Annotated in this window: 28 protein-coding genes and 1 pseudogene; 7 read left to right on the plus strand and 22 right to left on the minus strand. The window is 35.1% G+C overall.

Translation table 11 applies throughout. From position 1 onward, the window contains the following. Positions 1 to 9: 9 nt before the first annotated feature. From nuoL to P2086_RS02780, 14 genes are all read right to left on the minus strand, one after another. The gene (nuoL, locus tag P2086_RS02715; protein WP_317898897.1) at positions 10 to 1,899 is read right to left on the minus strand and encodes an NADH-quinone oxidoreductase subunit L; all 1,890 of its coding nucleotides are present in this window, start codon (positions 1,897 to 1,899) and stop codon (positions 10 to 12) included. A 34-nt stretch (positions 1,900 to 1,933) separates the two neighbouring features. After that, the gene (nuoK, locus tag P2086_RS02720) at positions 1,934 to 2,245 is read right to left on the minus strand and encodes an NADH-quinone oxidoreductase subunit NuoK (RefSeq protein WP_317898898.1); all 312 of its coding nucleotides are present in this window, start codon (positions 2,243 to 2,245) and stop codon (positions 1,934 to 1,936) included. Positions 2,246 to 2,277: 32 nt separating this feature from the next. Beyond that, entirely contained in the window at positions 2,278 to 2,658 is a 381-nt protein-coding gene (locus P2086_RS02725) for a four helix bundle protein (RefSeq protein ID WP_317898899.1), read from the minus strand. A 37-nt stretch (positions 2,659 to 2,695) separates the two neighbouring features. Further along, a complete protein-coding gene (locus P2086_RS02730) occupies positions 2,696 to 3,208 on the minus strand; it encodes an NADH-quinone oxidoreductase subunit J family protein (RefSeq protein ID WP_317898900.1) in 513 nt (170 codons plus the stop codon). An 81-nt stretch (positions 3,209 to 3,289) separates the two neighbouring features. Further along, on the minus strand, positions 3,290 to 3,889 hold the full coding sequence (locus P2086_RS02735; RefSeq protein ID WP_317898901.1) for a NuoI/complex I 23 kDa subunit family protein: 600 nt from the start codon (positions 3,887 to 3,889) through the stop codon (positions 3,290 to 3,292). Between the two features lie 10 nt (positions 3,890 to 3,899). Then, complete coding sequence (nuoH, locus tag P2086_RS02740) at positions 3,900 to 4,955, minus strand: NADH-quinone oxidoreductase subunit NuoH (RefSeq protein WP_317898902.1); 1,056 nt, start codon at positions 4,953 to 4,955, stop codon at positions 3,900 to 3,902. 19 nt (positions 4,956 to 4,974) lie between these two features. Then, positions 4,975 to 5,958 carry an NADH-quinone oxidoreductase subunit G gene (locus tag P2086_RS02745; protein ID WP_317898903.1) on the minus strand — a complete coding sequence of 328 codons (984 nt, stop codon included), beginning with the start codon at positions 5,956 to 5,958 and terminating at the stop codon, positions 4,975 to 4,977. Positions 5,959 to 5,995: 37 nt separating this feature from the next. Beyond that, positions 5,996 to 6,538 (minus strand): Riean_0653 family protein, encoded by a 543-nt coding sequence (locus tag P2086_RS02750; RefSeq protein WP_317898904.1) that lies wholly within the window; start codon positions 6,536 to 6,538, stop codon positions 5,996 to 5,998. Between the two features lie 87 nt (positions 6,539 to 6,625). Then, on the minus strand, positions 6,626 to 7,963 hold the full coding sequence (gene nuoF, locus P2086_RS02755) for an NADH-quinone oxidoreductase subunit NuoF (RefSeq protein ID WP_317898905.1): 1,338 nt from the start codon (positions 7,961 to 7,963) through the stop codon (positions 6,626 to 6,628). A gap of 48 nt (positions 7,964 to 8,011) precedes the next feature. Then, on the minus strand, positions 8,012 to 8,593 hold the full coding sequence (locus P2086_RS02760) for an NADH-quinone oxidoreductase subunit NuoE family protein (RefSeq protein WP_317898906.1): 582 nt from the start codon (positions 8,591 to 8,593) through the stop codon (positions 8,012 to 8,014). A gap of 86 nt (positions 8,594 to 8,679) precedes the next feature. Then, positions 8,680 to 9,891 (minus strand): NADH-quinone oxidoreductase subunit D, encoded by a 1,212-nt coding sequence (locus P2086_RS02765; protein ID WP_317898907.1) that lies wholly within the window; start codon positions 9,889 to 9,891, stop codon positions 8,680 to 8,682. Positions 9,892 to 9,964: 73 nt separating this feature from the next. After that, complete coding sequence (locus P2086_RS02770; RefSeq protein ID WP_317898908.1) at positions 9,965 to 10,465, minus strand: NADH-quinone oxidoreductase subunit C; 501 nt, start codon at positions 10,463 to 10,465, stop codon at positions 9,965 to 9,967. An 80-nt stretch (positions 10,466 to 10,545) separates the two neighbouring features. Next, positions 10,546 to 11,109, minus strand: a complete 564-nt coding sequence (locus tag P2086_RS02775) for an NADH-quinone oxidoreductase subunit B (RefSeq protein ID WP_317898909.1) — start codon at positions 11,107 to 11,109, stop codon at positions 10,546 to 10,548. A gap of 75 nt (positions 11,110 to 11,184) precedes the next feature. Continuing rightward, on the minus strand, positions 11,185 to 11,556 hold the full coding sequence (locus P2086_RS02780; RefSeq protein WP_317898910.1) for an NADH-quinone oxidoreductase subunit A: 372 nt from the start codon (positions 11,554 to 11,556) through the stop codon (positions 11,185 to 11,187). A 230-nt stretch (positions 11,557 to 11,786) separates the two neighbouring features. Between P2086_RS02780 and tatA the strand changes: the two genes are divergently transcribed. The 4 genes from tatA to P2086_RS02800 all read left to right on the plus strand — a co-directional run bounded on the left by tatA (position 11,787) and on the right by P2086_RS02800 (position 15,992). After that, complete coding sequence (gene tatA, locus P2086_RS02785) at positions 11,787 to 11,972, plus strand: twin-arginine translocase TatA/TatE family subunit (protein WP_317898911.1); 186 nt, start codon at positions 11,787 to 11,789, stop codon at positions 11,970 to 11,972. A gap of 72 nt (positions 11,973 to 12,044) precedes the next feature. Then, a complete protein-coding gene (gene gatA, locus P2086_RS02790; protein WP_317898912.1) occupies positions 12,045 to 13,469 on the plus strand; it encodes an Asp-tRNA(Asn)/Glu-tRNA(Gln) amidotransferase subunit GatA in 1,425 nt (474 codons plus the stop codon). 94 nt (positions 13,470 to 13,563) lie between these two features. Then, positions 13,564 to 14,499: a malate dehydrogenase gene (mdh, locus tag P2086_RS02795; protein ID WP_317898913.1), complete on the plus strand. Its 936-nt coding sequence runs from the start codon at positions 13,564 to 13,566 to the stop codon at positions 14,497 to 14,499. A gap of 155 nt (positions 14,500 to 14,654) precedes the next feature. Continuing rightward, positions 14,655 to 15,992 carry a hypothetical protein gene (locus P2086_RS02800; RefSeq protein ID WP_317898914.1) on the plus strand — a complete coding sequence of 446 codons (1,338 nt, stop codon included), beginning with the start codon at positions 14,655 to 14,657 and terminating at the stop codon, positions 15,990 to 15,992. A 53-nt stretch (positions 15,993 to 16,045) separates the two neighbouring features. Here the strand turns inward: P2086_RS02800 and P2086_RS02805 are convergent, their stop codons facing one another. The 8 genes and pseudogenes from P2086_RS02805 to P2086_RS02835 form a co-directional block, all read right to left on the minus strand. Then, complete coding sequence (locus tag P2086_RS02805; RefSeq protein WP_317898915.1) at positions 16,046 to 16,507, minus strand: hypothetical protein; 462 nt, start codon at positions 16,505 to 16,507, stop codon at positions 16,046 to 16,048. Between the two features lie 5 nt (positions 16,508 to 16,512). After that, positions 16,513 to 17,034, minus strand: coding sequence for a hypothetical protein (locus P2086_RS02810; RefSeq protein WP_317898916.1), 522 nt, complete (start codon positions 17,032 to 17,034; stop codon positions 16,513 to 16,515). A 50-nt stretch (positions 17,035 to 17,084) separates the two neighbouring features. Continuing rightward, the gene (locus P2086_RS02815; RefSeq protein WP_317898917.1) at positions 17,085 to 17,378 is read right to left on the minus strand and encodes a hypothetical protein; all 294 of its coding nucleotides are present in this window, start codon (positions 17,376 to 17,378) and stop codon (positions 17,085 to 17,087) included. 30 nt (positions 17,379 to 17,408) lie between these two features. Continuing rightward, positions 17,409 to 18,404 carry an IS1595 family transposase gene (locus P2086_RS02820; RefSeq protein ID WP_396127466.1) on the minus strand — a complete coding sequence of 332 codons (996 nt, stop codon included), beginning with the start codon at positions 18,402 to 18,404 and terminating at the stop codon, positions 17,409 to 17,411. A 3-nt stretch (positions 18,405 to 18,407) separates the two neighbouring features. After that, positions 18,408 to 18,452 (minus strand): annotated as a pseudogene (locus tag P2086_RS19070) (hypothetical protein); the annotation flags it as partial. 318 nt (positions 18,453 to 18,770) lie between these two features. Continuing rightward, entirely contained in the window at positions 18,771 to 19,226 is a 456-nt protein-coding gene (locus P2086_RS02825; RefSeq protein WP_317898919.1) for a hypothetical protein, read from the minus strand. A gap of 20 nt (positions 19,227 to 19,246) precedes the next feature. After that, complete coding sequence (locus P2086_RS02830; RefSeq protein WP_317898920.1) at positions 19,247 to 19,465, minus strand: hypothetical protein; 219 nt, start codon at positions 19,463 to 19,465, stop codon at positions 19,247 to 19,249. 198 nt (positions 19,466 to 19,663) lie between these two features. Further along, complete coding sequence (locus P2086_RS02835) at positions 19,664 to 20,626, minus strand: DUF2130 domain-containing protein (protein ID WP_317898921.1); 963 nt, start codon at positions 20,624 to 20,626, stop codon at positions 19,664 to 19,666. Positions 20,627 to 20,858: 232 nt separating this feature from the next. Between P2086_RS02835 and P2086_RS02840 the strand changes: the two genes are divergently transcribed. From P2086_RS02840 to P2086_RS02850, 3 genes are all read left to right on the plus strand, one after another. Continuing rightward, positions 20,859 to 21,092, plus strand: coding sequence for a helix-turn-helix domain-containing protein (locus P2086_RS02840; RefSeq protein WP_317898922.1), 234 nt, complete (start codon positions 20,859 to 20,861; stop codon positions 21,090 to 21,092). Positions 21,093 to 21,110: 18 nt separating this feature from the next. Further along, positions 21,111 to 21,641 carry a RipA family octameric membrane protein gene (locus P2086_RS02845; RefSeq protein WP_317898923.1) on the plus strand — a complete coding sequence of 177 codons (531 nt, stop codon included), beginning with the start codon at positions 21,111 to 21,113 and terminating at the stop codon, positions 21,639 to 21,641. A 216-nt stretch (positions 21,642 to 21,857) separates the two neighbouring features. After that, positions 21,858 to 22,724 (plus strand): hypothetical protein, encoded by an 867-nt coding sequence (locus tag P2086_RS02850; RefSeq protein ID WP_317898924.1) that lies wholly within the window; start codon positions 21,858 to 21,860, stop codon positions 22,722 to 22,724. The last annotated feature ends 107 nt before the right edge of the window (positions 22,725 to 22,831 follow it).

A 22,831-nucleotide genomic window follows, 5' to 3' on the forward strand; every position in this document is an offset into this window, starting at 1 on the left:
TCTTATATCTTATTTAATTAAAAAAGTTAATAGAACTATAAATACCACACCTAATACCATACTCATTAGGTAAAAACCAATATTACCGTTTTGTAAATACCTGACAGAGCTTCCAATTGTTTTCACTGTTGACCCCATTCCATTTACGATACCATCAATGAAACTTTTATCAACATGTCTGAAAAACATTTTTGAGATAGCATCTAACGGTTTACGAATAACTGCATCGTAAATTTCATCCACATAGTACTTGTTAAAAATAACTCTTTGCCAAGGACGCATCTGCTCTTCTTTGTCCGCTGGCATTACTTTATATTTCATAAACATTAAATAGGTAAAATAGATAACTGCTAACGCACCTGTTACTGCGATGATCATGAGTGTCCATTCTGTTTGGTGACTCATTGTAGAATAAGAAGGTCTTAGAATGATTGGTTCTAAATTATGATGCATCCAGTTTGGTAAATGCCAAAACTCTGGAAAACCAAGTACTCCACCGAAGATAGAAAGCACTGCAAGAACAATTAATGGAATTGTCATTGAAGAAGGTGACTCGTGCAAATGATGTTCTTGATCATGTGTTCCTCTGAATTTACCAAAGAAAGTTAAAAACATTAAACGGAACATATAAAAGGCAGTAAGCATAGAAGCGAACGTTCCTAGTAGCCAAAGAATAGGACTGTGTTCGTATGCGTGTGCTAAAATCTCATCCTTACTAAAGAAACCGCTAAATGGAAAAATTCCACTAATGGCAATTGTACCAATCATCATCGTACCGAACGTGATTTTAATTTTTCCTTTTAACCCCCCCATTTTGCGAATATCTTGTTCTCCACCCATAGCATGAATAACAGAACCTGCTCCCAAGAATAAAAGTGCTTTGAAAAACGCGTGAGTTGTAACGTGAAAAACTGCTGAACTATAAGCGCCAACTCCTAAAGCTAAAAACATTAAACCAAGTTGAGAAACCGTTGAGTACGCAAGTATTTTTTTTATGTCCGTTTGAAGAACACCAATCGTTGCTGCAAATAAAGCGGTAATAACACCAACAACCGCTACCGTTTCACCAGCAACCGCACTCATGGAATAAAACACATTAGAACGAACTATCATAAAAATACCCGCGGTTACCATGGTTGCAGCGTGAATTAAAGCCGATACAGGAGTTGGACCAGCCATGGCATCTGGTAACCAAGTGTACAATGGGAGTTGAGCAGACTTACCGATTGCACCAATAAAGAGTAATAAAGCAATTGCTGTAACTGTTGAGGTGCTTGCAGTACCTGCGTTATCAAATACTTCCGAATAACTTATACTTCCGTAAGTAACAAAAATGAGAATAATGCCTAATAAAAATCCAAGATCACCAACACGATTCATGATAAAGGCTTTTTTTGCCGCATTATTAAAAGCAGTGTTCTTATACCAGAAACCTATCAAGAGATAAGAACAAAGACCTACACCTTCCCAACCAACAAACGTAATCAGGTAGTTGTTTCCTAATACCAATAAAAGCATGAAGAACACAAACAGGTTAAGGTAGGTGAAGAAACGTGCGAACCCTTCGTCATCGTGCATGTAACCAATAGAATAGATGTGGATTAGAAAACCAATACCTGTGATGATCAATAAAAACACTGTCGAAAGTGGATCAACTAAAAATTCAAAGGGAACTTTAAGCACACCTGAATTTATCCAAGAAAATACATTCACCACAAATTCTTTTTGCGACGAGGCTTGGAGTTCCATAAATATAAGTACTGAAACGATGAAAGAGGCGAAAATGCTTAATGAAGCAATTGTTCCACTTAATCCTTTGTTTATTTTCTTTCCAAAAAAGCCATTAAATAAGAAACCCATTAATGGAAATAAAGGAATGAGTGCTACTAATTTGATCATATGTTTTTATTTATAATTTTTTAAAACAAAATACTTAGTTTTTTAAATTACCTAGTAAATCGGTGTCAATACTTTTAATGTTTCTAAATATCATAGTTAAAATAGCAAGTCCAACCGCAACCTCAGCAGCGGCAACTGCCATAATAAAAAATACAAATACCTGGCCGGCGGCATCGTTATGAAGTACACTAAATGCTACCAACAGCAGATTAACTGCGTTTAGCATTAATTCAATGCACATAAAAATAATAATTGTGTTTCTGCGGGCCATTACGCCAATAGCGCCAATGATAAAAATCACAGTGCTTAGAAGCAGATACATGTTTATGGAGATTCCGTTGATCATGGTAGTTAATTTACAATTTTGTTATTTACAATTTACGATTGTGTTTGTTGTTTCAATTTGTTGTTTTTTGCAGTAATCGCCGAGGCGGAAAATATTCGCTCCAACTCTCGAGATTCTTTTAATAATGACTCGTAATTTGATTCATTGATGTTGTTATATTCTTTAATTAACTCTAGCCAATAAACCGATTCATCAGATTCTTCTTCAACGATTTTTAATTTATTGATAAAATCGGCTGTTGATTTTGCTTTGCAAGCTGCTCTATAATTTGCGCCAACTGAAGTTGCAGAACGCAAAACCTGTTTGCTCATCACATCGTTAGCAATTGTTTTTTTTAATCCATCAATTGTTTTCAAAGTATTAAGTGCGAACGTAAACGTTCTTTTTTTTAATATTTCGGGAGTTAAACTCATATGCAATTGTAAATTGTCAATCTTTAAATTGTAAATACTATTTTATCTCCTTTTTCCCAATCATAATTGCACCAACCAACGCCGATAACAACAACACCGAAACAATTTCAAATGGAAACAAAAATTCATGAAACAACACGTGTCCAAGTTTTTTCACTAAACCAATTTCTGAATGTCCGTATTGCGATAAGCCTAACTGACTAGTTCCTTTTAAAGCGCCAACTAATACAAGAAGCAACATACCACCTATAACTCCTGCAATTATTTTGGAGACCATTGTTTTTTGAGGTTCGGCGTCTTCGTTTAAATTCATGAGCATAATCACAAACAAAAACAAAACCATAATGGCCCCTGCGTAAACAGCAATATGAACCACCGCTAAAAACTGCGCGTTCATTAAAAGATAATGTCCTGCTATGCAGAAAAACGTTAACACCAGATACAATACTGAGTTAACGGGATTACGGCTAAATACAACCATTAAAGCGAACATAATCGCCATAAAGGAAAGTATTCCAAAAATCCATTGTGTAATTGTGTAACCTAACATATTTTTTTATTTACAATTTTATGATTTACGATTTACGATTGAAAAATTGTCAATTGTAAATTTTTAAATCGTCAATCTATTTTAGTGTTTTCCTTTATTTAATTTCTCCGTATGCAATTCGTTGTGCTTTAATCCTGGAATTTTTTTAAATGCCAATACTTCTGGCGTTTGACGTTTCGTGACATCAATACGTTTATCCATTTTTTCAACCAATTTATCTTTTCCATAAATAAATTCATCGCGTTCAAATTCAGAAGCTACAATTCTATCAGTTAAAAAGATGGCTTCTTTAGGGCAAGCCTCTTCACACAAACCACAAAAGATGCAACGCAACATGTTTATTTCATACATCTTAGCGTATTTTTCTTCTCGGTATAATCCTTCTTCGCCTTTTTTACGTTCCCCGCTTTCCATTGTAATTGCTTCTGCCGGACAAGCCACCGCGCACATACCACAAGACGTGCAACGCTCAGCTCCGTTTTCATCACGTTTCAAAACATGTTGTCCGCGATAGATTGGCGCGTATTCACGTTTTTGCTCTGGGTACATAATAGTTGGTCTCTTTTTAAAAAGATGGCTAAACGTGATAAACATCCCGTTTATAATTGCAGGAAAATACATCTTCTCTGTAAAGCTTTGTTCCTTGTTAGAAACGACTACTTTTCTATTCGTTAATTGCATTTTAAGTATTTTAAAATTGTATGTTTCCTCTGAAAAATTCTATCACAACCGTAATCGCTAAATTTAAAAGCGAAAGTGGTAATAAGGTTTTCCAGCCTAAATTCATTAATTGATCATAACGGAATCTTGGTATTGTCCAACGAATCCACATAAATACAGAAATGAAAATTAGAGTTTTTGTAAAGTATGCACCAAAGCCAATTAGTGAAATTATCCAAGAACCTTCTTGTAATCCCATTGCGTTATATAATTCGTGTGCAAATGGGAAGTTATATCCACCAAAATAAAAACCTGCCATTACTGCCGAAGACACAAACATGTTAATGTATTCTGCAAATAAAAATAAACCCAATTTAAATGCAGAGTACTCTGTATGATAACCACCAACTAATTCTGTTTCACATTCTGCTAAGTCAAACGGTGCTCGGTTTGTTTCCGCCAAGGCACAAACAAAAAAGATTAAAAAACCAAGCGGTTGCCAAACTACATTTGCAAAACCTTTGTCTTGCATCGCTACAATTTCTCCGAAACTTAGAGTTCCACCAGCAACAATAATTAATGCTATTAAAGAAATGCCCATTGCTAATTCGTAACTAATCATTTGTGCAGAAGAACGAATAGCGCCTAGTAAAGAATATTTATTATTAGAAGACCAACCACCGATCATGATACCATAAACACCGATAGAAGTAACGCCCAATAAAAAAATAACACCCACATTAACATCCGCTACTTGAAGTGGATAAAGTTTCCCGTCCATTGCAAAAGCTGGACCCCATGGAATAAGCACCCCAGCCATGATAGCCGTTACAATAAACAAACCAGGCGCTAGTACAAATAAAAATTTGTTAGAAACATTTGGAATAATTTCTTCTTTGAAAAGCATTTTTCCTCCGTCTGCTAATGGCTGCAATAAGCCCCAAACTCCAGCGCGACTTGGCCCCCAACGATCTTGTAAAAGCCCAGCAAATTTACGTTCCCACCAAGTGGAGTAAGCTGCAATACCAAGCGATATCGCAAAAACAGCCACGCAGATAATTGATTTGTATATAATAAATTCTAACATCGTTTAGTATAATAGTTATCTATGGTTTTTTATCTAATGGCATAAAGCCTAATGCATCTTGTTGTTTCATAATTTGAACTTTTAATTCGTTCAAATTGTTATAGTGGTTTTGTGAAATAACAGAAGCACGGGTAATTTGTGTCGGCCCTTCAATTACCCAATCACTTGTTTTTTTATGATCGTAACGACACGAATTGCAAATAAATTCTTCCACCTCATCCCACTGGTCTTTACGAGCTGTTACACGCACAACTTCTTCTCCTTTTAACCACACGCGGGTTTTACCACAGCACTTATCACAATTACGATGCGCATCAACTGGTTTTGTAAACCATACACGTTGTTTAAAACGAAAAGTTTTGTCTGTTAATGCTCCAACCGGACAAACATCTATGACGTTCCCAGAAAAATCGTTATCAATAATATTTTCAATGTAAGTAGAGATTTCAGAGGCATCTCCACGGGAAATAACACCATGCACGCGGTTATCGGTAATTTGATCGGCAGTTTTTACACAACGGTAGCAAAGAATGCAACGGTTCATGTGTAATTTAATTTTATCACCAATGTCGATCATTTCAAATTCACGGCGTTTAAATTCATACCGTGTTTTTACAGAACCGTTTTCGTAACCAAGATCTTGTAATTTACACTCACCTGCCTGATCGCACACAGGGCAATCTAATGGGTGGTTGATTAATAAAAATTCAACAACACCTTTACGCGCTTCGAGCACTTCTGGATTGGTGAAATTCTCAACCACCATTCCATCCATTACTTCTGTTCTGCAAGATGCAACGGGTTTTGGCATTGGTGTTGGATTAGCAGCACTTCCTTGCGTTACTTTTACGATACAAGTGCGGCAATAACCACCACTGGTTTTTAAACTCGTGTAATAACACATGGCCGGCGGAGCAACCTCAGCGCCAATCATACGGGCAGCCTGGAGAATTGTGGTTCCCTTTGGCACATCAATTTCTTTTCCGTCTATAGTTACTTTCATTTTTTAAGCTTTATTCTATGATCAATCTTTTAGTTTTTTACTGGACTGCGTATTTAATATTATTAAAAACCCCGTTTGTTACATAGATGCTATCTCCTGCTGCAGTGGAACCCGACTTGTGCATTCTAAAAGTGAATGTCCCTGAAACCGTTTTGTTAGTGTTATCTACAGCCGTAATATTAAAAGTTCCTTCATCCTCAAAGTGCTGTGTTAACAACCCACCGCCTGGTGTTTTTGTGGTGTAGGTAAAGACCGCATCATCTTTTACTCCACCGAAATCATGATTTCCTACACTTAGATTCGGATTTGCTGTTGGAAAATCAATTCCAAGAGCGAAAATATCATTTGCAGTTTCTCCATTTAAAACGAGTGCTGAAAGATCGTTATCTGTGTCTATAACAAATGCTCCGGTGTTTTTAATGGATGTCCAGGTTGTCCCATTTAACTTTGCAGTCATACTACCATTAACACTTGGTGTAGGAGTGGGGGTTGGTGTAGGAGTTGGGGTTGTACTCTTTTTACAAGAGCTGACAATTGCAAGGCAAACTAAAAGGACGCTTATTTTTTTAAGATGTAACATATTCTATTTTTGTAGATCGGGTTATTTAATTCTTAATCTTTTTTTCTAATTGGTTTTCAATAAACTATTAACTTTTTTGTAATTATTTTAAGCCACAATATTATTTAATCTATTATAATGACTGATATCGACAAACTTTTTACTTTTTGCGATTTCTAAAAATTCATGTTTAAAGTGACGAATCGCAGCAGCTACAGGCCATGCGGCAGCTTCTCCTAAAGGACAAATAGTTTTGCCTTCTATTTTACTTTGAATGTCCCACAACAACTCCACATCACTTTCATTCGCTGTTCCATTCAAAAATTTCTTTAGTATTTTTTCCATCCAACCTGTCCCCTCACGACAAGGAGAACATTGTCCACAAGATTCATGATGATAAAAACGAGCGAACGTAAAGAGATTTTTTACAATGCTTGTATCTTCATCCATAACAATAAAACCTCCTGAACCCAACATGGTACCAGTTTGAAAACCACCGTCTCCTAAACTTTCGTAAGTCATTAAACGTGGTTCGCCTTTTGCGGTTTTTAAAATTAAATCTGCTGGAAGAATCGGCACCGATGATCCACCTGCAACTACAGCTTTTAATTTTTTACCATTACGAATGCCACCACAATACTCATCACTGAATATAAATTCTTCAACTGGTACGCCTAATTCAATTTCATAAACACCCGGTTTATTAATATGTCCTGACGCAGAAATTAATTTTGTTCCCGTTGATTTTCCGATTCCGATTTTCGCGTACTCTTCGCCACCCATCATTACAATCGGACAAACAGCTGCAATCGTTTCAACATTATTTACAACCGTTGGGCAACCCCATAAACCTGCTACTGCAGGAAAAGGCGGTTTGATACGTGGATTACCACGCTTGCCTTCTAACGATTCTAATAAAGCAGTTTCTTCTCCACAGATATAAGCTCCTCCACCAACTTGTACATAACAGTCGTGTGAAAAATTTGTCCCTAAAATATTTTTTCCTAACCAGCCTGCTGCATAAGCTTCCGCAAGTGCTGCTTCAAGAATACGTGCTATGTAAAAATATTCTCCACGTATATATATGTAGGAGGTTTTTGCTCCCAATGCATAAGAAGAAGTAATCATTCCTTCAATCAACGCATGTGGAATTTTTTCCATTAAATAACGGTCTTTGAAAGTTCCCGGTTCAGATTCATCTGCATTACAAACTAAGTAACGTTCAACACCTTCAGGCTTTGCAAGGAAACTCCATTTTAAACCCGTTGGAAAACCAGCGCCACCGCGGCCTCTCAAACCCGATTTTTTAACCTCATCAGTTACCTGGTCAGGGGACATTGAATTCAGTGCTTTCTCTACCGAAGCGTAACCACCGTTAGCACGATAAACCTCTAGAGTGTTTATTCCCGGTACTTTGTCGTTGTGTATTAATAGTTTTTTACCCATTTTTTTAATTTCATTGTGTCCTTTAACTAGACTTAGGACGACAGATCACTATAATGTATTTTTATAATCTTTATCGGTGTAACTTTTTAATTTTCCTTCAGCTCTATAACCGTCCATAATTTTATCTAACTTATCGTAAGTCAAATTCTCGTGAAAACTAGCTCCACATTGCAACATTGGTGCAGTTCCACAAGAACCTAAACATTCTACTGCCTTTAAAGAAAACATGCCGTCGCTACTCGTTTCTCCAACCTTAATATTCAATTTTTTCTCAATGTATTTAATAATGTCTTCTGCACCATTTAACCAGCATGAACTTGTTTGGCAAACTTCGAGAACACATTTACCCATTGGTTTTAAATTGTACATCGAATAAAACGAAGCCACTTCAAACACTTCAATAGGTTTTACTTTTAATAAGCTGGCTACATAATCCATTGCTTCAGGACTTAACCATCCGCCAAATTCTGCCTGAGCAATGTGCAATACAGGAAGCATCGCCGACTTACGTTTATCCGCAGGATACTGCGCTATAATTTTTTGAGCTGCAATCATTGCATCTTCACTGAATTTTGTTTCGGCGCGTTTTGTTTTGTTAAACTCCTGTGTTCCGTGTACCTGTGAACTCATCTTTTAATAATTATAAATTTTGAATTTTAAATGTTGAATTGTTTAGCTGTTTATTTATCATTTAAAATCTATTATTCAACATTTCCTTAAGCGTCCAACTCCCCCGCAATTACATTCATACTACTCATGGTAAGAATAGCGTCTGAAAGTAAACCACCTTTAATCATTTCAGGATAAGCCTGATAATAAATAAAACAGGGCCTGCGAAAATGCAAACGAAATGGAGTTCTTCCGCCATCACTTATTAAATAAAAACCTAATTCTCCATTCCCGCCTTCCACACAATGATATACTTCTCCTTTAGGAACATCTGTTTCACCCATCACAATTTTGAAGTGATAGATCAAAGCTTCCATGTTATTATACACCTCTTGTTTAGGTGGTAAGAAGAAATCAGGAATATCAGCATGCACCGGACCAGTAGGCAAGTTTTTAATTGCTTGTTTAATAATTTCTAGTGACTGCCACATTTCTTCGTTACGAACAGTGAAACGATCGTAAGTATCACCACTTGTTCCAACTGGAATTTTAAAATCAAAATCTTGATACGAAGAATAAGGAGTTGCTACACGCACATCGTAATCAATTCCTGCAGCTCTTAAATTAGGTCCTGTAAAACTGTATTCTAAAGCACGTTCTCCACTTATAGGACCACAATCAACAGTTCTATCCATGAAAATTTTATTGCGCATTAAGAGTTTATTAAATTCATTTAATGCAGCAGGAAAATCTTTTATAAAAGCATGAATGCGATCCCAAGTTACTTTAGTCCACTCCACATCAAAACCTCCAATGCGACAAATGTTTGTTGTTAAACGTGCGCCGCAAATACTTTCAAAAATATCATAAATATGTTCACGCCATTGAAACAAATATAAGAAACCAGTTGTAGCGCCAGTATCCTGACCAATAATCGTATTACAAATAATGTGATCGGCAATTCTGGAAAGTTCCATCACGATTACGCGCATGTATTCTGCGCGTTTAGGAATTTCTGCTTTAATTAATTTCTCCACCGTCATGTGCCAACCCATATTATTAATTGGCGATGAACAATAGTTTAAACGATCTGTAATTGGAGTTATTTGCGCATAAGGCCTCCTTTCGGCTAATTTTTCAAAAGCTCTATGTATGTATCCTAAAGTTGGAACGGCGTCGTGAATGATCTCGCCATCCATTTTTAATACGTTTTGAAAAATACCATGCGTAGCAGGATGAGTAGGACCAAGGTTTAAGGTCGTATACTCTTTTTCCATTGTGTCGGCTGGAGGCGTTATCGTATTTTCTTTTTTACTCATTTTTGATTTAAGATTTAAGATCGAAGATTTAAGGTTTTTACTTCTTAAATCTGAAATCTGATTTCAAACTTCTTTAGCGTCCAAATAATTTATCTTCTTTGTCTTCACGTACCTGGTCTTCCAGAGGATACTCTTTTCTCAATGGAAAAATATCCATTTCATCAACATTTAAAATACGCGTTAAATTAGGATGCCCTTTAAAACGAACACCATAAAAATCGTAACTCTCACGCTCCATCCAATTGGCTCCAACCCACAGATCAGTAGCGGTAGGAATTTCAGGCTTACTAATATCCACAAATGTTTTTACACGAACGCGCATGTTTTTCGGCATGTTGTGTAAATGATAAATCACGCCTAATTGTTTTTCGTCAGCAGTTTGCATTGCGGTTAAATCAGTTAAGAAATGAAAGTTGAGATCAGTATCTTCTTTCAAAAACTTTAGCACATCGTGCACCTTGTTGTGATCAACCGTAAATACTGGAAAGTCATACAGTAATTCTGCCTCCATTTGAAGGTCAGGAAACTGAATTTTCAGCTTTTCATTTACTTTATCTAAAATTTCTTTACTCATCTATTTGATTTACAATTTAAAAAATTTACAATTGACGATTTTCAATTGTAAATTGTCAATCCTTCAATTGTCAATTCTATTTATTCTATTCCGAAACTATTCATTAAGTCCTTATACTGCTCTGAGTGACGACGGCGACCAGATTCATTTTTAGCTAACTCTTGTATTTTTAAGATGCCATCAATAATTTGTTCAGGACGAGGAGGGCAGCCAGGAACATAAACGTCAACCGGAATAATTCTGTCAATTCCTTGTAAAACGCTGTATGTATCAAAAATTCCACCGCTACTTGCACATGCTCCAACACTTAATACCCAGCGTGGTTCGGCCATTTGTTCATATACTTGACGTAACGTAGGACCCATTTTTTTTGCAATAGTACCCATTACCATTAAAAGATCTGCTTGACGAGGAGAAAAACTCAAACGTTCCATTCCGAAACGAGCAAGGTCGTAATGCGACCCCATAGTAGCCATAAATTCAATACCACAGCAAGAGGTAGCAAAAGGTAGCGGCCACAAAGAATTGGCGCGGGCCATCCCCATAACTGCATCTACTTTAGTTGCGAAAAAACCAGGACCTTCCATCCCATCGGGTTGTTTTGCAATTTCTAGTTTTGTTTTTTTTATAATTTCGTTTGACATTTTTTAAAAATTTTAAATGTGAAATTTTGAATGAGTTTAATTTAAAATTTATCATTCATCATTTATCATTCCCGTTTAGTCTTCCCACTTTAGAGCTTTCTTGGAGAGCATGTAATAAAAACCAACCAATAAAAGCGCAATAAAACTAAACACTTCAATAACACCAAGCATTCCCAGCTCTTTAAAATTGGCTGCCCAAGGGTACATAAAAATAACCTCGATGTCGAAAAGCACAAATAAAATGGCAACCAAAAAATACTTGATTGAAAAAGGTACACGGGCGTTTCCTTGTGTTTCGATGCCGCACTCAAACGATTCTAGCTTTACTTTTGTTTTACGTTTAGGTCCAAGCGCGTGTGTTGCAATTAATGAAACAACGGCAAAACCAACAGCAATAGTAAACATGATAAAAATCGGGAGATAATCTACAGGAGAATCAGTGCTCATAGGATGCGAAATTTTAGATTGTAAGATTAACTATTTTTACAGAAACCATCAAACTTTCTGCTAAAAAATTAATAAATATATTCTGCCGATTCAGAGGGTCAAAATACAGAGATAATAAAGGCTTGAAGCGGTTTTTGGCAATAAATCATTTCTAAGTCGCTTTAAAGGTAATAATTTTGCTATCCACTAATATTTGAGTACTTTTGCCTAAGAATTTAAAATCAACAGCAATGTTTACATTAGGGATCTTAGGCGGTTTAGGCGCAACAGAAGTTATCGTAATTTTGGTAATTGTTTTATTAATGTTTGGGGGTAAAAAAATTCCAGAATTAATGAAGGGTTTAGGCAGAGGAATTAAAGATTTTAAAGATGCAAGCAAAGGAGACTCTGAAGGCAGCGAAATCGAAAAAAAATAATTTTAATTGATTAGATTTGAAGCGTTATTCAAAAAAGGATAACGCTTTTCTTGTTTTATAAAACCAAATTTTGTGTATTCATTTTTAAGTATAAATAAATTACAGTCCGATCTTAAATCTGGTGCTGTTTCCTGCAAAACCCTCGTTGAAGAGCTTGTTTCAGAAATCAAAAAAAAGAAACAGTTAAACGCTTTTTTAGAAGTGTTTGAAAAATCTGCTTTAGTACAAGCTATAGTTGTCGATGAAAAAATTAAGTCGGGTAAACAAGGTAAACTGGCAGGTGTTGTTGTAGGTTTAAAAGACAATATTTGTTACAAAGGTCATAAAGTTTCTGCTTCTTCAAAAATTTTAGAAGGTTTTGAGTCTCTGTATTCTGCTACTGTTGTTGAACGGTTATTAGCTGAAGATGCGATAATTATCGGACGTTTAAACTGCGACGAATTTGCCATGGGCAGTAGCAATGAAAATTCAGCTTTTGGTAATGTATTAAATCCATTGAACGAAAAGTGTGTGCCTGGGGGTTCTTCAGGAGGTGCTGCCGCAGCTGTTGCAGCTAACCTGTGTCATATTTCTTTAGGGTCAGACACTGGGGGATCTATTCGTCAACCGGCTTCCTTTACAGGAACGGTTGGTATTAAACCAACTTATGGCAGAGTTTCGCGTTATGGCCTTATTGCTTATGCTTCCTCCTTTGACCAAATTGGTCCAATTACCAAAAGTGTTGAAGACACGGCTCTTGCACTTGAAGTAATCTGTGGTCTAGATCCGCGTGATAATACTTCATCAAGTGAAAAGGTTGAAACCTTTTCGAAAGGCCTAGCAGCAGATAAAAAATATAAAATAGCCTATTTAAAGGAATGCGTGAATGCCGAGGGGCTAGATCCTGAAGTAAAGAGCAGCATTTTAAAACAAATAGAGATCTTAAAAGCAGCGGGACATCAACTAGAGGAAGTTAGTTTTCCCTATTTGGAATACCTTGTTCCAACCTACTATGTTCTTACTACTGCAGAAGCTTCTTCCAACCTTTCCAGATTTTCGGGTATTCATTATGGACATAGAACCGAGAATGCTACCGACCTGGAAAGCACTTATAAAAAATCGAGAAGTGAAGGTTTTGGGAAAGAGGTTAAACGAAGGATTATGCTTGGAACCTTTGTGTTAAGTGCCGGCTATTACGATGCTTATTATAGTAAAGGTCAGAAAGTAAGAAGGATAATTCAACAAAAAACGAAAGAAATCTTTAAAGATTTTGATTTTATTCTGACCCCTTCTACACCAGGCACGGCATTTGAATTTGGTAAAAATAGTGCAGATCCAATTAAAATGTATTTGGAAGATATATTTACAGTACAAGCTCCTATAGCCGGTATACCTGCTATTTCAGTACCCTGCGGCACACACAGTAACGGACTCCCAATGGGCTTACAATTAATGGCCGACTATTTTGAAGAGGAAAAACTTTTGAATCTTGCTTCCAAAATTAAGCCCTTAGCGTAAAACTAATTTTACTTATTTTAGCATTAAAATTATGAACACGCTAGTGCAGTGTTTTTAAATATTCTAAATTTACCAAACATTAAAAAACAGTATAATGAAAGTATCAGTTATTGGAGCAGGAAACGTAGGAGCAACATGTGCAGAGTACATTGCCCTTAATCGCATTGCAAGCGAAGTTGTTATTTTAGATATTAAAGAAAATTTTGCAGAAGGCAAGGCATTAGATTTAATGCAAACTGCTACCTTAAACGGGTTTAACACCCGTGTTACCGGAAGCACAAACGATTATAGCAAAACAGCTAATTCAAAAGTAGTAGTTATAACAAGTGGTATTCCACGTAAACCGGGAATGACCCGTGAAGAATTAATTGGCATTAATGCAGGTATCGTGAAAACCGTTACTGAGAATGTTTTAAAACATTCTCCTGAAGCCATTATAATCATTGTGAGTAATCCAATGGATACAATGACTTATTTGGCATTGAAAGAAAGCAAATTACCAAAAAACAGAATTATTGGAATGGGTGGTATCTTAGATAGCGCACGTTTTAAAACTTATTTGTCTTTAGCATTAGATGCTCCTGCAAGTGATATTAGTGGCGTGGTTATTGGTGGTCACGGTGACACGACCATGATTCCGTTAACGCGTCTTGCTTCTTATACTGGTGTTCCTGTTTCACAATTTTTAGATGCCGAAGCGTTGAAAAAAGTAGCAGCAGATACAATGGTGGGTGGCGCTACTTTAACCAGTATGCTTGGAACGAGTGCTTGGTATGCTCCGGGAGCTGCAGTGGCTGCTTTGGTAAATAGCATTATTAACGATCAGAAAAAATTATTCCCTTGTTGTGTTGCCTTGGATGGTGAGTACGGACAAAAAGATATTTGTTTAGGAGTTCCAGTAATTATTGGAAAAAACGGCTGGGAGAAAATTGTTGATTATAAATTAAACTCAGAAGAGCAAGCTGCCTTTAATAAAAGTGCAGAAGCTGTGAGAGCAATGAATACAGTATTAAGTGAAATGAAAGCTTAATTTTAATTTATTCAAAAAAAACCCGCCTTAATAAGGGGAATTACCCCTTTAACTCACCAAAAACAAAAGAGCATCAATTGATGCTCTTTTGTTTTATATATCCCTTTATTTTACTTTCCAATCTTTATACCTTTATCTAAACATTGAACAAAGACATGAAAGAAAAGATACTGCATGAAACATATAAATTTTTCAGGGAATCAAATGATTTTAATGGAATTTCATTAACTGAATTGGCCAAAAAGGTTGGTATAAGTTATATAGAGATTTTCCCATATATGGAAGGATTAATAAACGAAGATTTTGTCTCAATCCAGGCTGGAGAAAATCCGCATATTATTCGTATGGCTCATTACCCAAAAGATAAACAGTTGGAGTGTTTGAAAGAAGCTGAGCAGAACAAAACAGAAGTGATCAAAACTATTGAACCTAAGGGGTTCGATGTAGAATTTAACCCAATCGTGCTTGTATCTCAAAGTCATTCAAGATGCATTTATCCAAGTCCTAAATATTTAGAACAAACTTTGATTACTGCGGAATATGATAAAACTCCTTTTACAAAACGAATAGCATATGGAGAAGCACAATTGACTCCTGTATTCTTTGAAATTGATGTTTTGGAACGTTATTCTTCAGATCCACGGTATCGTTTCTCGTTTGAAGATTATAGTGGGGAGATCTCAATAAATGAAACCTCAGATAAACCTTCTGAATTAAAAGAGACGGACCAGATTTTTCTAAAAACCTTTGGATTAGGTTATGATAACGAGGAAAACAGAGTTGCCGTTGCCTATTTAAGATATCTGTCTGATATGTCTTCCGAACATCAACTATATTGGTATTCCAAGATGGTGGAAACCAAGTGTAAAATGGTTAAAGAGTATTTTAACAACACGATTATAGGAGATTGGGTATTCAGTCAATCGCTGTTTGCAGCAGTAATTGAGGAACAAATCTTGATTAATAAAATGTGTAAACTTATTATCGAAAAACCTCTTTTTAGAGAAACATTTAAGGATGAAAAGAGACCAAAGGAATTTACCTTCTTCAATTCACCTACACTTGTGAACTATGAAAAGTTCATCACCGTCTTAGATAAAATGCTTTCTGATAATATTAATAAGTCATTTTTCAAAGGAGATATTGAAGAGTATGATATAGAAACAATTTCCGAGGGTGTAGTTGAACGTAAGCCTAAAGGTACTTTGAGACTTTTAGAAGAATGGTTAAGGCAAAACTATACTTTACATGATGAAAATGGTTATGAAACTCTCATGGCACCGTTTAAAGAAGTAAGAAAAGAAAGGCAGAAACCTGCACATAAAATAAGCCAAAATTATTATGATAAGGCTCTATTTAAAAAGCAAATGGATTTATTGAGCAAAGTCTATCACTCATTATTAAACTTGAGGTATATTTTTCATCAACACCGTAAGGCTAAACAAGTTCAAATCCCAAAATGGCTCGAAAAGGGTGAAATAAAGCACTTTTAAAATAAAAGAAGGAGTCAAATTGCTCCTTCTTTTTGCTTATACGAATATGTTTGCTAATTCGCACTACTTCCAGAAACAACAAGATTGTTAATGTATTTTTTGGCCATTTCATCGTTACCAATTACATTTTTTGAATAAAGCCATCCTTTGTGCATATCTCCAAAGTTGATTATCCCTACCTTTTCAGGTTTCCTATATGAGTCTTCGAAGGTTATTTGATCTTTAATATCTACAATTTTCTTATACCACCTTATTATTTGCACATTTTTATTGAGTTCAATATCATCAAGCAAGCAAAAAAAGTAACCGTTTCTAGCGACCACCCATGTGACTTGAGTGGGCGTTTGAAAAATTTTTAAAGCATAGGTGTTTATTACCTCCAAATTCCTTGAAGATATATCAATGTTTGAGACACTAAGCTTCTTGTGATTTTCATTAATAAAATCAATAACGATGTTTTTAATTTCGTTCTCAGTCTTAAAAGACCTATATCCAAATAAAGAATAAAAGCTCATTTTTATTAAGTTCCAGTTTGGTTTAATTTTTCATCTTTTCCTTCATTAAGTTTCTTAATGATTTTTGGTAAAATTGTTGGCCAGGTAACTGCTATTGTTACGCACGCTATAATACTACATTTAAACATTCCAATTGAAGTAGCTACATATGCAATTATTCCTGAGCCACCTGCCCAAAATAAATAGATTACAAAAATCTTTTTATTCTCATATTTAAAAGAAAAAAGCGATTTTTTATCGTCTCCATTCGCCACCATGTAATATATAAAGTCAGCTGTTATTATAACAGCGCCCATTATAATACATCCCACTGAAAAAACTGCAATTTCCTTCGTTATCATCAGATCTCCCAACTGATCCCAGAAACTAGAAACATCTTTAGTTATTACCGTTTTAATTGAACTGGGTTTAACAATAGAGTCCATTAAAGCCTTTTTAATACCAATAGAATCATTTTGAGCGGCAATAAGTATCTTATTTGCAGCAATAACGCTATCTTGATATTTGAGGGTGTCCTGGAATGCCAATTTGTAAGAATGGGAGAATAAATATAATGTTTTAATACTTTATGGCCAAGTTATTGATTTTCCGTGTTGCTTTTCAATTCCAGCCTCATCCAAACAAGATCTTCATAAATTTCATCTGCAGCCTCCTTTGGAGATTCACTCTTTTCACATTTTAATTCCACGAAAGTTATATAATAGCGGAAAATAGTTTCTGATTTTTCGATTCCCATTATTTTAAAAATAATTTCAGGTATGCTCAAGTAATGATCCAACGGATCAAATCCAATCTTTTCAAGTCCTATCAGTAATTTCATATTTCGTATGTGATCAGCTATAAGTGCAGTCACCAATTCCTTTTCTTTCATAATTTTTCATTTTAGATGTTTACTATTTTATTAAGCAGCTTCTTGAACTTGTTCTCTTTTGATAAGTTCTTTATATGATATTTTTCTAAGAATTGTAAGTGGCATAAAGTCTTCAAACAAACATTCCTGATCTAGTTGTCTTCTATTCCACCTATAAGTGTTTTCGTTTAAATATTTTTCAAAATGCTGATATGAGGCGTGAAAATAGGTGCCAATAACCATCTTTTTTAAATGTTTCCAAGCATTTTCGATATTGTTAATATGGACACCATTTATAACATAACCCTTGTCGTGATTAACTGATAAGTGTCGAGAAAATAGTTGCGAAGTATTAAAATATACGCTGGATTGATCGGTGACCAAAATAGAATGAGAAGCAATATAGTTTTTTAGAATGGGAAGAATGTTTTTCTTTGTAAGATCAATTCTGCTTCGACCTAATATTTTCATTATCATCCTACCTTTCTGTTCCATCATCCCTAGAATAACCACGCCAGTCTCAAAAGGTATTCTATCAGATTTACGATCATCATGAGAATTGTATGGCTTGCCGCCTCTTTCAATCATTTTTTGATGAAGTATTTCTTTTGTTGAGCCTTTTTTTCGCCCTACCTTTTTTTTAATACCCAGCTCTAATCGTTTTTCAGTTGTAAAATTCTGCAACCTGTTTTGCTCTTCATCATGCTTTTGTTTGGCCATTAGTAATCTTAAATCCCTATTTATTTTAGGGCCAATAAATGCTTCATCAGCCTCAACTATTCCACTCAACATAATTTCATTCTCGTTTGTTAGAGCCGCCCTCATTCTATGTAGCATAAACCATGCGGTGTGTTGCTTAACACCAAGCAACTTTGCTAATTGACACGAAGAAATACCCCTCTTATTTCCTGTGAAAAAATACATTGCGATAAACCATTTTGTAAGTGGAACTTTGCTTCGATGAAAAATGGTACCCTGAGTTACACTGAATTGCTTTTTACAGGATGAACATTTATATATATTCCTCGTTGTTAAAAGATAATTCATTTGATCGTTGCCGCACTTGGGACAATTTGGTTTTCCATTCCATCTCACTGAAACAAGATAGTCGTGGCACTTCGAATCGGTATTGAACCGAGTCAAATGCGTAGGTAACGAATATGTTGTTTTAGTTTTCAATTCTCAGTGTTTTATTTTATAGGAACCTTTGTTAAAAAAGAATATTTGTTGCATTCTTATTGAAATCTCTACATATATCGAGAGAGATTTAAAAAAAGAATATTTTACGTCAGATTTGCCTCTGAAACGCAGTAAATGTGTTGGTATAGGGAAGAACTAAAAAAAAGAATATTTTTTTCGATTTGTTAAAATTCTCCATTAATCAACTTTTGTGGCGAGATGAAGTCTGGGTTTTTAATTTAGTTTTGGGTCAAAACGCAGGAGCGCTTCTTTGTGTTCAATGAAGCGAAAGATGTTTTTAGAGATGTGTTCACACGTTGCATTTTCATTTAAAAAAGTACCGCCATAATAATAAGGCTGCTGTAGTCCTTCAAGATCAAATAAATGAGCGAATTCATGTGGACCTAAATTAAAGAAGTCAAATACTCCAGCTATCGAACCCTCTTCTTCGTCCAATCCGATTAGGAAAGGTTCTTTTAATTTATCATTGAAATACCAACTCTCATTAAAAAGTAATGGTAGATCCTCAAAAATCCAGGCGTGAAAACACGTTGCGAATTGTATTTCTTTCCCGTGTTCAATCGCACAGAACACGGCGTAACTATATTCACCCATTCTTGGATGTGTTTTTATTTTTGCAAGATGCTTTGCAAACTTGATTAGACGTTGGTCAAATATTTTTGTTTTCATAATCGTTATTTTAAAATTGTTTAATTGTAATTGTGTTTTAAAAAATGCTTGAATATTAATTCTTTCCATATATCTGTAGACACCTGACAAGAATTTCTATTTGGTGCGTCGGTGAATTTATAACTCACACCAGGCTTCAAGCGTTTACCATTACCTATCTGGACATAATTACCTTCTGTCCTTAGGAATTTAAAATAGCATCCCATGAGATAGTTATCCCATTTTTCCTTTTTAAGCATATTTTTTGATTTTGTCTAACCAGTGTGAGGAAGCGAATCAATGCCCCCGCATATCATCGCTTCTTGGAATACACTATCTTACAGACCACATCTCATGAGAGTTACAAACCTCTCATCCAGAAGTCACTTGACCTATAAGACAATAGAATCCCATGAACCTATTAGATTCCTCGTCTTGGTACTGTAAAATGAATTGTATTAACTAGCCTTTGGAAGGGATTCCAAAGTTTGTAATTCAGGGAATGATGCTACTCCTGCAATGCCCTTTAGGGAACCATAGAATTCTATGGATTGGGTCAATACTTGTTCGAGAGCTTTCTCTCTTTCTTTCCAAAGCATTGCCATTTTTAATTTTTCTTGATTATGTGTCTGTTGTAATGTTCTGAAGCCATCAAGGATGCTTTCAAAACTATTTCTGAAATTATTCGAAGTTAAATACTCAAACAACCTTTCCTTTTTATCATCTTTATCCTTTTGTGTAAGTAGGAAAGATTGCATTTTCAAAAGTCCATATCGAAGAACAATTGCTAATTCCTTTGCATCAACATACTTGCAGATCCAAACGCCATCCTGAATGAAGAAACGTCCATCAGACTCTTTTGGCATTGCTTGTGTGACAAGGATTAGAACATCAGCTTTTGCTAGTAGATTATCTTCTTTTAATTTAGTGATCCATCCTTCAGAAAATGTTTTGGTGTTTTTTGATTCGTAAATAATCTTACCGATTTCAAGACCAGACGTTGTTTTGATAACCTGGATACAATCAGCACCACGCTGACCTTTTTTTACCTCGATAATTTCATCAGTTGGGAAGGTATCTTGCAACATCTCTTCTAACAAAAGCTCCTGAGCTTCACCAGAATTTTGCTGGCTGGTGAATGCGGATTCGGCACGTTTTTTTGCTTCATCCATTTTGTTTTTAAGATCAAGTATGATTTTTTCCCGCTCCTTAATTTTGAGTGTAAACTCTTGTTCGACTTGATCTTTAATTTTATTAAAGTGAAAGAGTTCCTTTTGTTGTGAGGAAATTTCTTTTTGGAAAGCGGACTCCTTTTTGGAATATTCTTTTTCCAGTTCAGTTCTAATTTCAATTTGGAACTGATGAACCAGGGTATCTGGTATTTTGTTACCGCAGCTTGGGCATTTGATTGAAGTTTTCATGGCACATAAATTTTTTGTTTAAACATGGTCCATCACTTAAGATGAACTGTTTGGTTAATAAAATTGTTTTTTGCTTTTCAACTCACTCCCAGTGCCAGGGCGAGTTTGGTATTTCGGGGGAATAAACAGGGTTTTAACCTATTTACAAACTCTTATACGCAAAATGGAACTATATGGTTTCATTTTTTTTGAATTATTTTCCTTATATTTACATAACTAATTGAAAATCAGAATGAAAAAAGTAAATACTGAGGAGAAAAAGTATTTAAAAGCATTGGGAAATCATATTGCGGTTTTACGTAAAAAACGAGGATTAACCCAAGTACAATTGGCGAAGAAATTAGGAACAGAACATCCACAAATAGGACGATTAGAGAGGGGTGAGACTAATGCGACTATTATTATTCTTAGAAAAATTGCAAAGGAATTAAATATTAATGTTAGTGAATTAGTGAGTATTGATTGAAATCTTAAATTGTAACCCATGAGAAAAATTATCAGAATATTTTGGAAAAAAAACGACGGTGACTTAACGCAAATATCATACGATGAATATAAAGCAAACCTAATTGATCTCTCGGAAAAACAACGCAACGCAGCATATGAAAAAGCATGGGATTGCAGAAAATTTGAAATAGAATTGTATTGGAAGAGAGCGACTTATTTCTGGGCATTAATTGTTCCTACATTTGCGGGTTATTTTGCCCTTATGAATTCACAAAATTATACCAAGACTGATTATTATAATCATGCAGAAGTGTTTATAGTAATTTGCATTGGCTTTATACTTTCAGTGGCCTGGGCATTAGTAAATAAAGGTAGTAAGTCATGGCAGAGGCACTGGGAGATACACCTTGATCTTCTTGAGAATAAAATAACAGGCCCACTTTATAAAACAGTCAGTCCAAACGAGACGTTCTCTGTTTCAAAAATAAACGAAATTATTAGCTGGTTTTTTACAGCGATATGGATTCTACTTGCTTACAAATTTCAAGGAGATCAGGGCTTAACTTGATTTTTTTGGAAAACGACCAATATTAATTTTATAACAACCTGTTCCATTATTTTGGTGGTAGGTGTTGTTTTATCATTTTTTTTAGGCTACGGGAGAGGTTATTTTTCCAACAGAGGATTTAAAATGTATAAAAGAAACATCACTTTTATTAATCCTAACTCTGAAATTAAACTTTAATAGAACATATTGATTTTTGACAGTAAGTATATTAAGGAAATGGGTTTGGAAGATTTAAGAGAACGGTTAAATTTTGTCAGAAGTCTTCCACTTGAAACAACTTCAATTTCAGATATCCAGAAATTAATAGGGGAAGTGATTCTAGGCCATAGTAGAACTCTTTATTACCTTGATTTGGAAATGTTAATGCGAGCGAGAAAAAACAGAGGTAAAAAGACTTTTCGTAATATTAAGAGTTTAGGTTGTCCTAATTGGAAATCAATCGATCCTAAAAACTGGGTTTACTGCAGATGCAACGATAAAGGTGAAAAGATGTTCTATGCAGCTGGTGAAACCGACACCTCAATTATAGAAACCAAACCAAAAAAAGGTGAGCATATTACACTGACGATGTTTAAATCAAAAAATGAAACCAGCAGAGCTTCCGTTCAAGTGATTGGAGGAACAAAATTGCGTTTAAACGATCAGAGATTTGGAAAAATCATCAAAGAAGACGTTAATAATTATAACAATTTAGACAAGGAATTAAAAGCCAAAAACGAATTAGTAAATAACTTTCTGGAAGAACAGTTTATGCTTGATGTGCCAAAAAGTGAAAGCTGGAAATATAAAATTAGTATTGCTATTACCAAGATACTGCTTACAGGTGAAGGTATTCATGGATTGGTGTTTCCTAGTATCGCCATGAAACACAAGGGTGTAAATTTAATCTTAAAACCAGAATTTACTGACAATCATTTTCAAATAGCGGGTCGTAGTGTTGTTGAAATAAAAGAAGTTACCACACAATATATTGATGTAAAACACGTATTCTCTCCACTCAATAAAAAAAATAAAGCTCCTGAAATTATAAAATGGAGATTACCATATCCTGAAGAGAACGAAGAATACAGGATAGAGATTTAGCTCTAAATCTGAAAAAGTATAATTTCTATTTTTTCTTACTATTTATAAGTAGTAAAAGATAAAAATTGTATTAACCAACTCCCTTTTCTTTATGGATGGGGAGCAAA

This window comes from Aurantibacillus circumpalustris (genome assembly GCF_029625215.1).
GTDB classification, from domain to species: domain Bacteria; phylum Bacteroidota; class Bacteroidia; order B-17B0; family Aurantibacillaceae; genus Aurantibacillus; species Aurantibacillus circumpalustris.

What these genes read in the sequence shown, in the direction of transcription:
- P2086_RS02760 (WP_317898906.1), bottom strand. Translation starts at nt 8,593, where the DNA reads ATGAGTTCACAGGTACACGGAACACAGGAGTTTAACAAAACAAAACGC.
- nuoF (WP_317898905.1), bottom strand. Translation starts at nt 7,963, where the DNA reads ATGGGTAAAAAACTATTAATACACAACGACAAAGTACCGGGAATAAAC.
- P2086_RS02835 (WP_317898921.1), bottom strand. Translation starts at nt 20,626, where the DNA reads ATGAAAACTTCAATCAAATGCCCAAGCTGCGGTAACAAAATACCAGAT.
- P2086_RS02770 (WP_317898908.1), bottom strand. Translation starts at nt 10,465, where the DNA reads ATGAGTAAAGAAATTTTAGATAAAGTAAATGAAAAGCTGAAAATTCAG.
- P2086_RS02775 (WP_317898909.1), bottom strand. Translation starts at nt 11,109, where the DNA reads ATGTCAAACGAAATTATAAAAAAAACAAAACTAGAAATTGCAAAACAA.
- P2086_RS02745 (WP_317898903.1), bottom strand. Translation starts at nt 5,958, where the DNA reads ATGAAAGTAACTATAGACGGAAAAGAAATTGATGTGCCAAAGGGAACC.
- P2086_RS02730 (WP_317898900.1), bottom strand. Translation starts at nt 3,208, where the DNA reads ATGTTAGGTTACACAATTACACAATGGATTTTTGGAATACTTTCCTTT.
- P2086_RS02840 (WP_317898922.1), top strand. Translation starts at nt 20,859, where the DNA reads ATGAAAAAAGTAAATACTGAGGAGAAAAAGTATTTAAAAGCATTGGGA.
- P2086_RS02850 (WP_317898924.1), top strand. Translation starts at nt 21,858, where the DNA reads ATGGGTTTGGAAGATTTAAGAGAACGGTTAAATTTTGTCAGAAGTCTT.
- P2086_RS02765 (WP_317898907.1), bottom strand. Translation starts at nt 9,891, where the DNA reads ATGAGTAAAAAAGAAAATACGATAACGCCTCCAGCCGACACAATGGAA.
- tatA (WP_317898911.1), top strand. Translation starts at nt 11,787, where the DNA reads ATGTTTACATTAGGGATCTTAGGCGGTTTAGGCGCAACAGAAGTTATC.
- nuoH (WP_317898902.1), bottom strand. Translation starts at nt 4,955, where the DNA reads ATGTTAGAATTTATTATATACAAATCAATTATCTGCGTGGCTGTTTTT.
- P2086_RS02725 (WP_317898899.1), bottom strand. Translation starts at nt 2,658, where the DNA reads ATGAGTTTAACTCCCGAAATATTAAAAAAAAGAACGTTTACGTTCGCA.
- P2086_RS02825 (WP_317898919.1), bottom strand. Translation starts at nt 19,226, where the DNA reads ATGAAAACAAAAATATTTGACCAACGTCTAATCAAGTTTGCAAAGCAT.
- P2086_RS02800 (WP_317898914.1), top strand. Translation starts at nt 14,655, where the DNA reads ATGAAAGAAAAGATACTGCATGAAACATATAAATTTTTCAGGGAATCA.
- P2086_RS02750 (WP_317898904.1), bottom strand. Translation starts at nt 6,538, where the DNA reads ATGTTACATCTTAAAAAAATAAGCGTCCTTTTAGTTTGCCTTGCAATT.
- nuoK (WP_317898898.1), bottom strand. Translation starts at nt 2,245, where the DNA reads ATGATCAACGGAATCTCCATAAACATGTATCTGCTTCTAAGCACTGTG.
- P2086_RS02735 (WP_317898901.1), bottom strand. Translation starts at nt 3,889, where the DNA reads ATGCAATTAACGAATAGAAAAGTAGTCGTTTCTAACAAGGAACAAAGC.
- P2086_RS02780 (WP_317898910.1), bottom strand. Translation starts at nt 11,556, where the DNA reads ATGAGCACTGATTCTCCTGTAGATTATCTCCCGATTTTTATCATGTTT.
- P2086_RS02830 (WP_317898920.1), bottom strand. Translation starts at nt 19,465, where the DNA reads ATGCTTAAAAAGGAAAAATGGGATAACTATCTCATGGGATGCTATTTT.
- mdh (WP_317898913.1), top strand. Translation starts at nt 13,564, where the DNA reads ATGAAAGTATCAGTTATTGGAGCAGGAAACGTAGGAGCAACATGTGCA.
- nuoL (WP_317898897.1), bottom strand. Translation starts at nt 1,899, where the DNA reads ATGATCAAATTAGTAGCACTCATTCCTTTATTTCCATTAATGGGTTTC.
- P2086_RS02845 (WP_317898923.1), top strand. Translation starts at nt 21,111, where the DNA reads ATGAGAAAAATTATCAGAATATTTTGGAAAAAAAACGACGGTGACTTA.
- P2086_RS02820 (WP_396127466.1), bottom strand. Translation starts at nt 18,404, where the DNA reads ATGAATTATCTTTTAACAACGAGGAATATATATAAATGTTCATCCTGT.
- P2086_RS02815 (WP_317898917.1), bottom strand. Translation starts at nt 17,378, where the DNA reads ATGAAAGAAAAGGAATTGGTGACTGCACTTATAGCTGATCACATACGA.
- P2086_RS02805 (WP_317898915.1), bottom strand. Translation starts at nt 16,507, where the DNA reads ATGAGCTTTTATTCTTTATTTGGATATAGGTCTTTTAAGACTGAGAAC.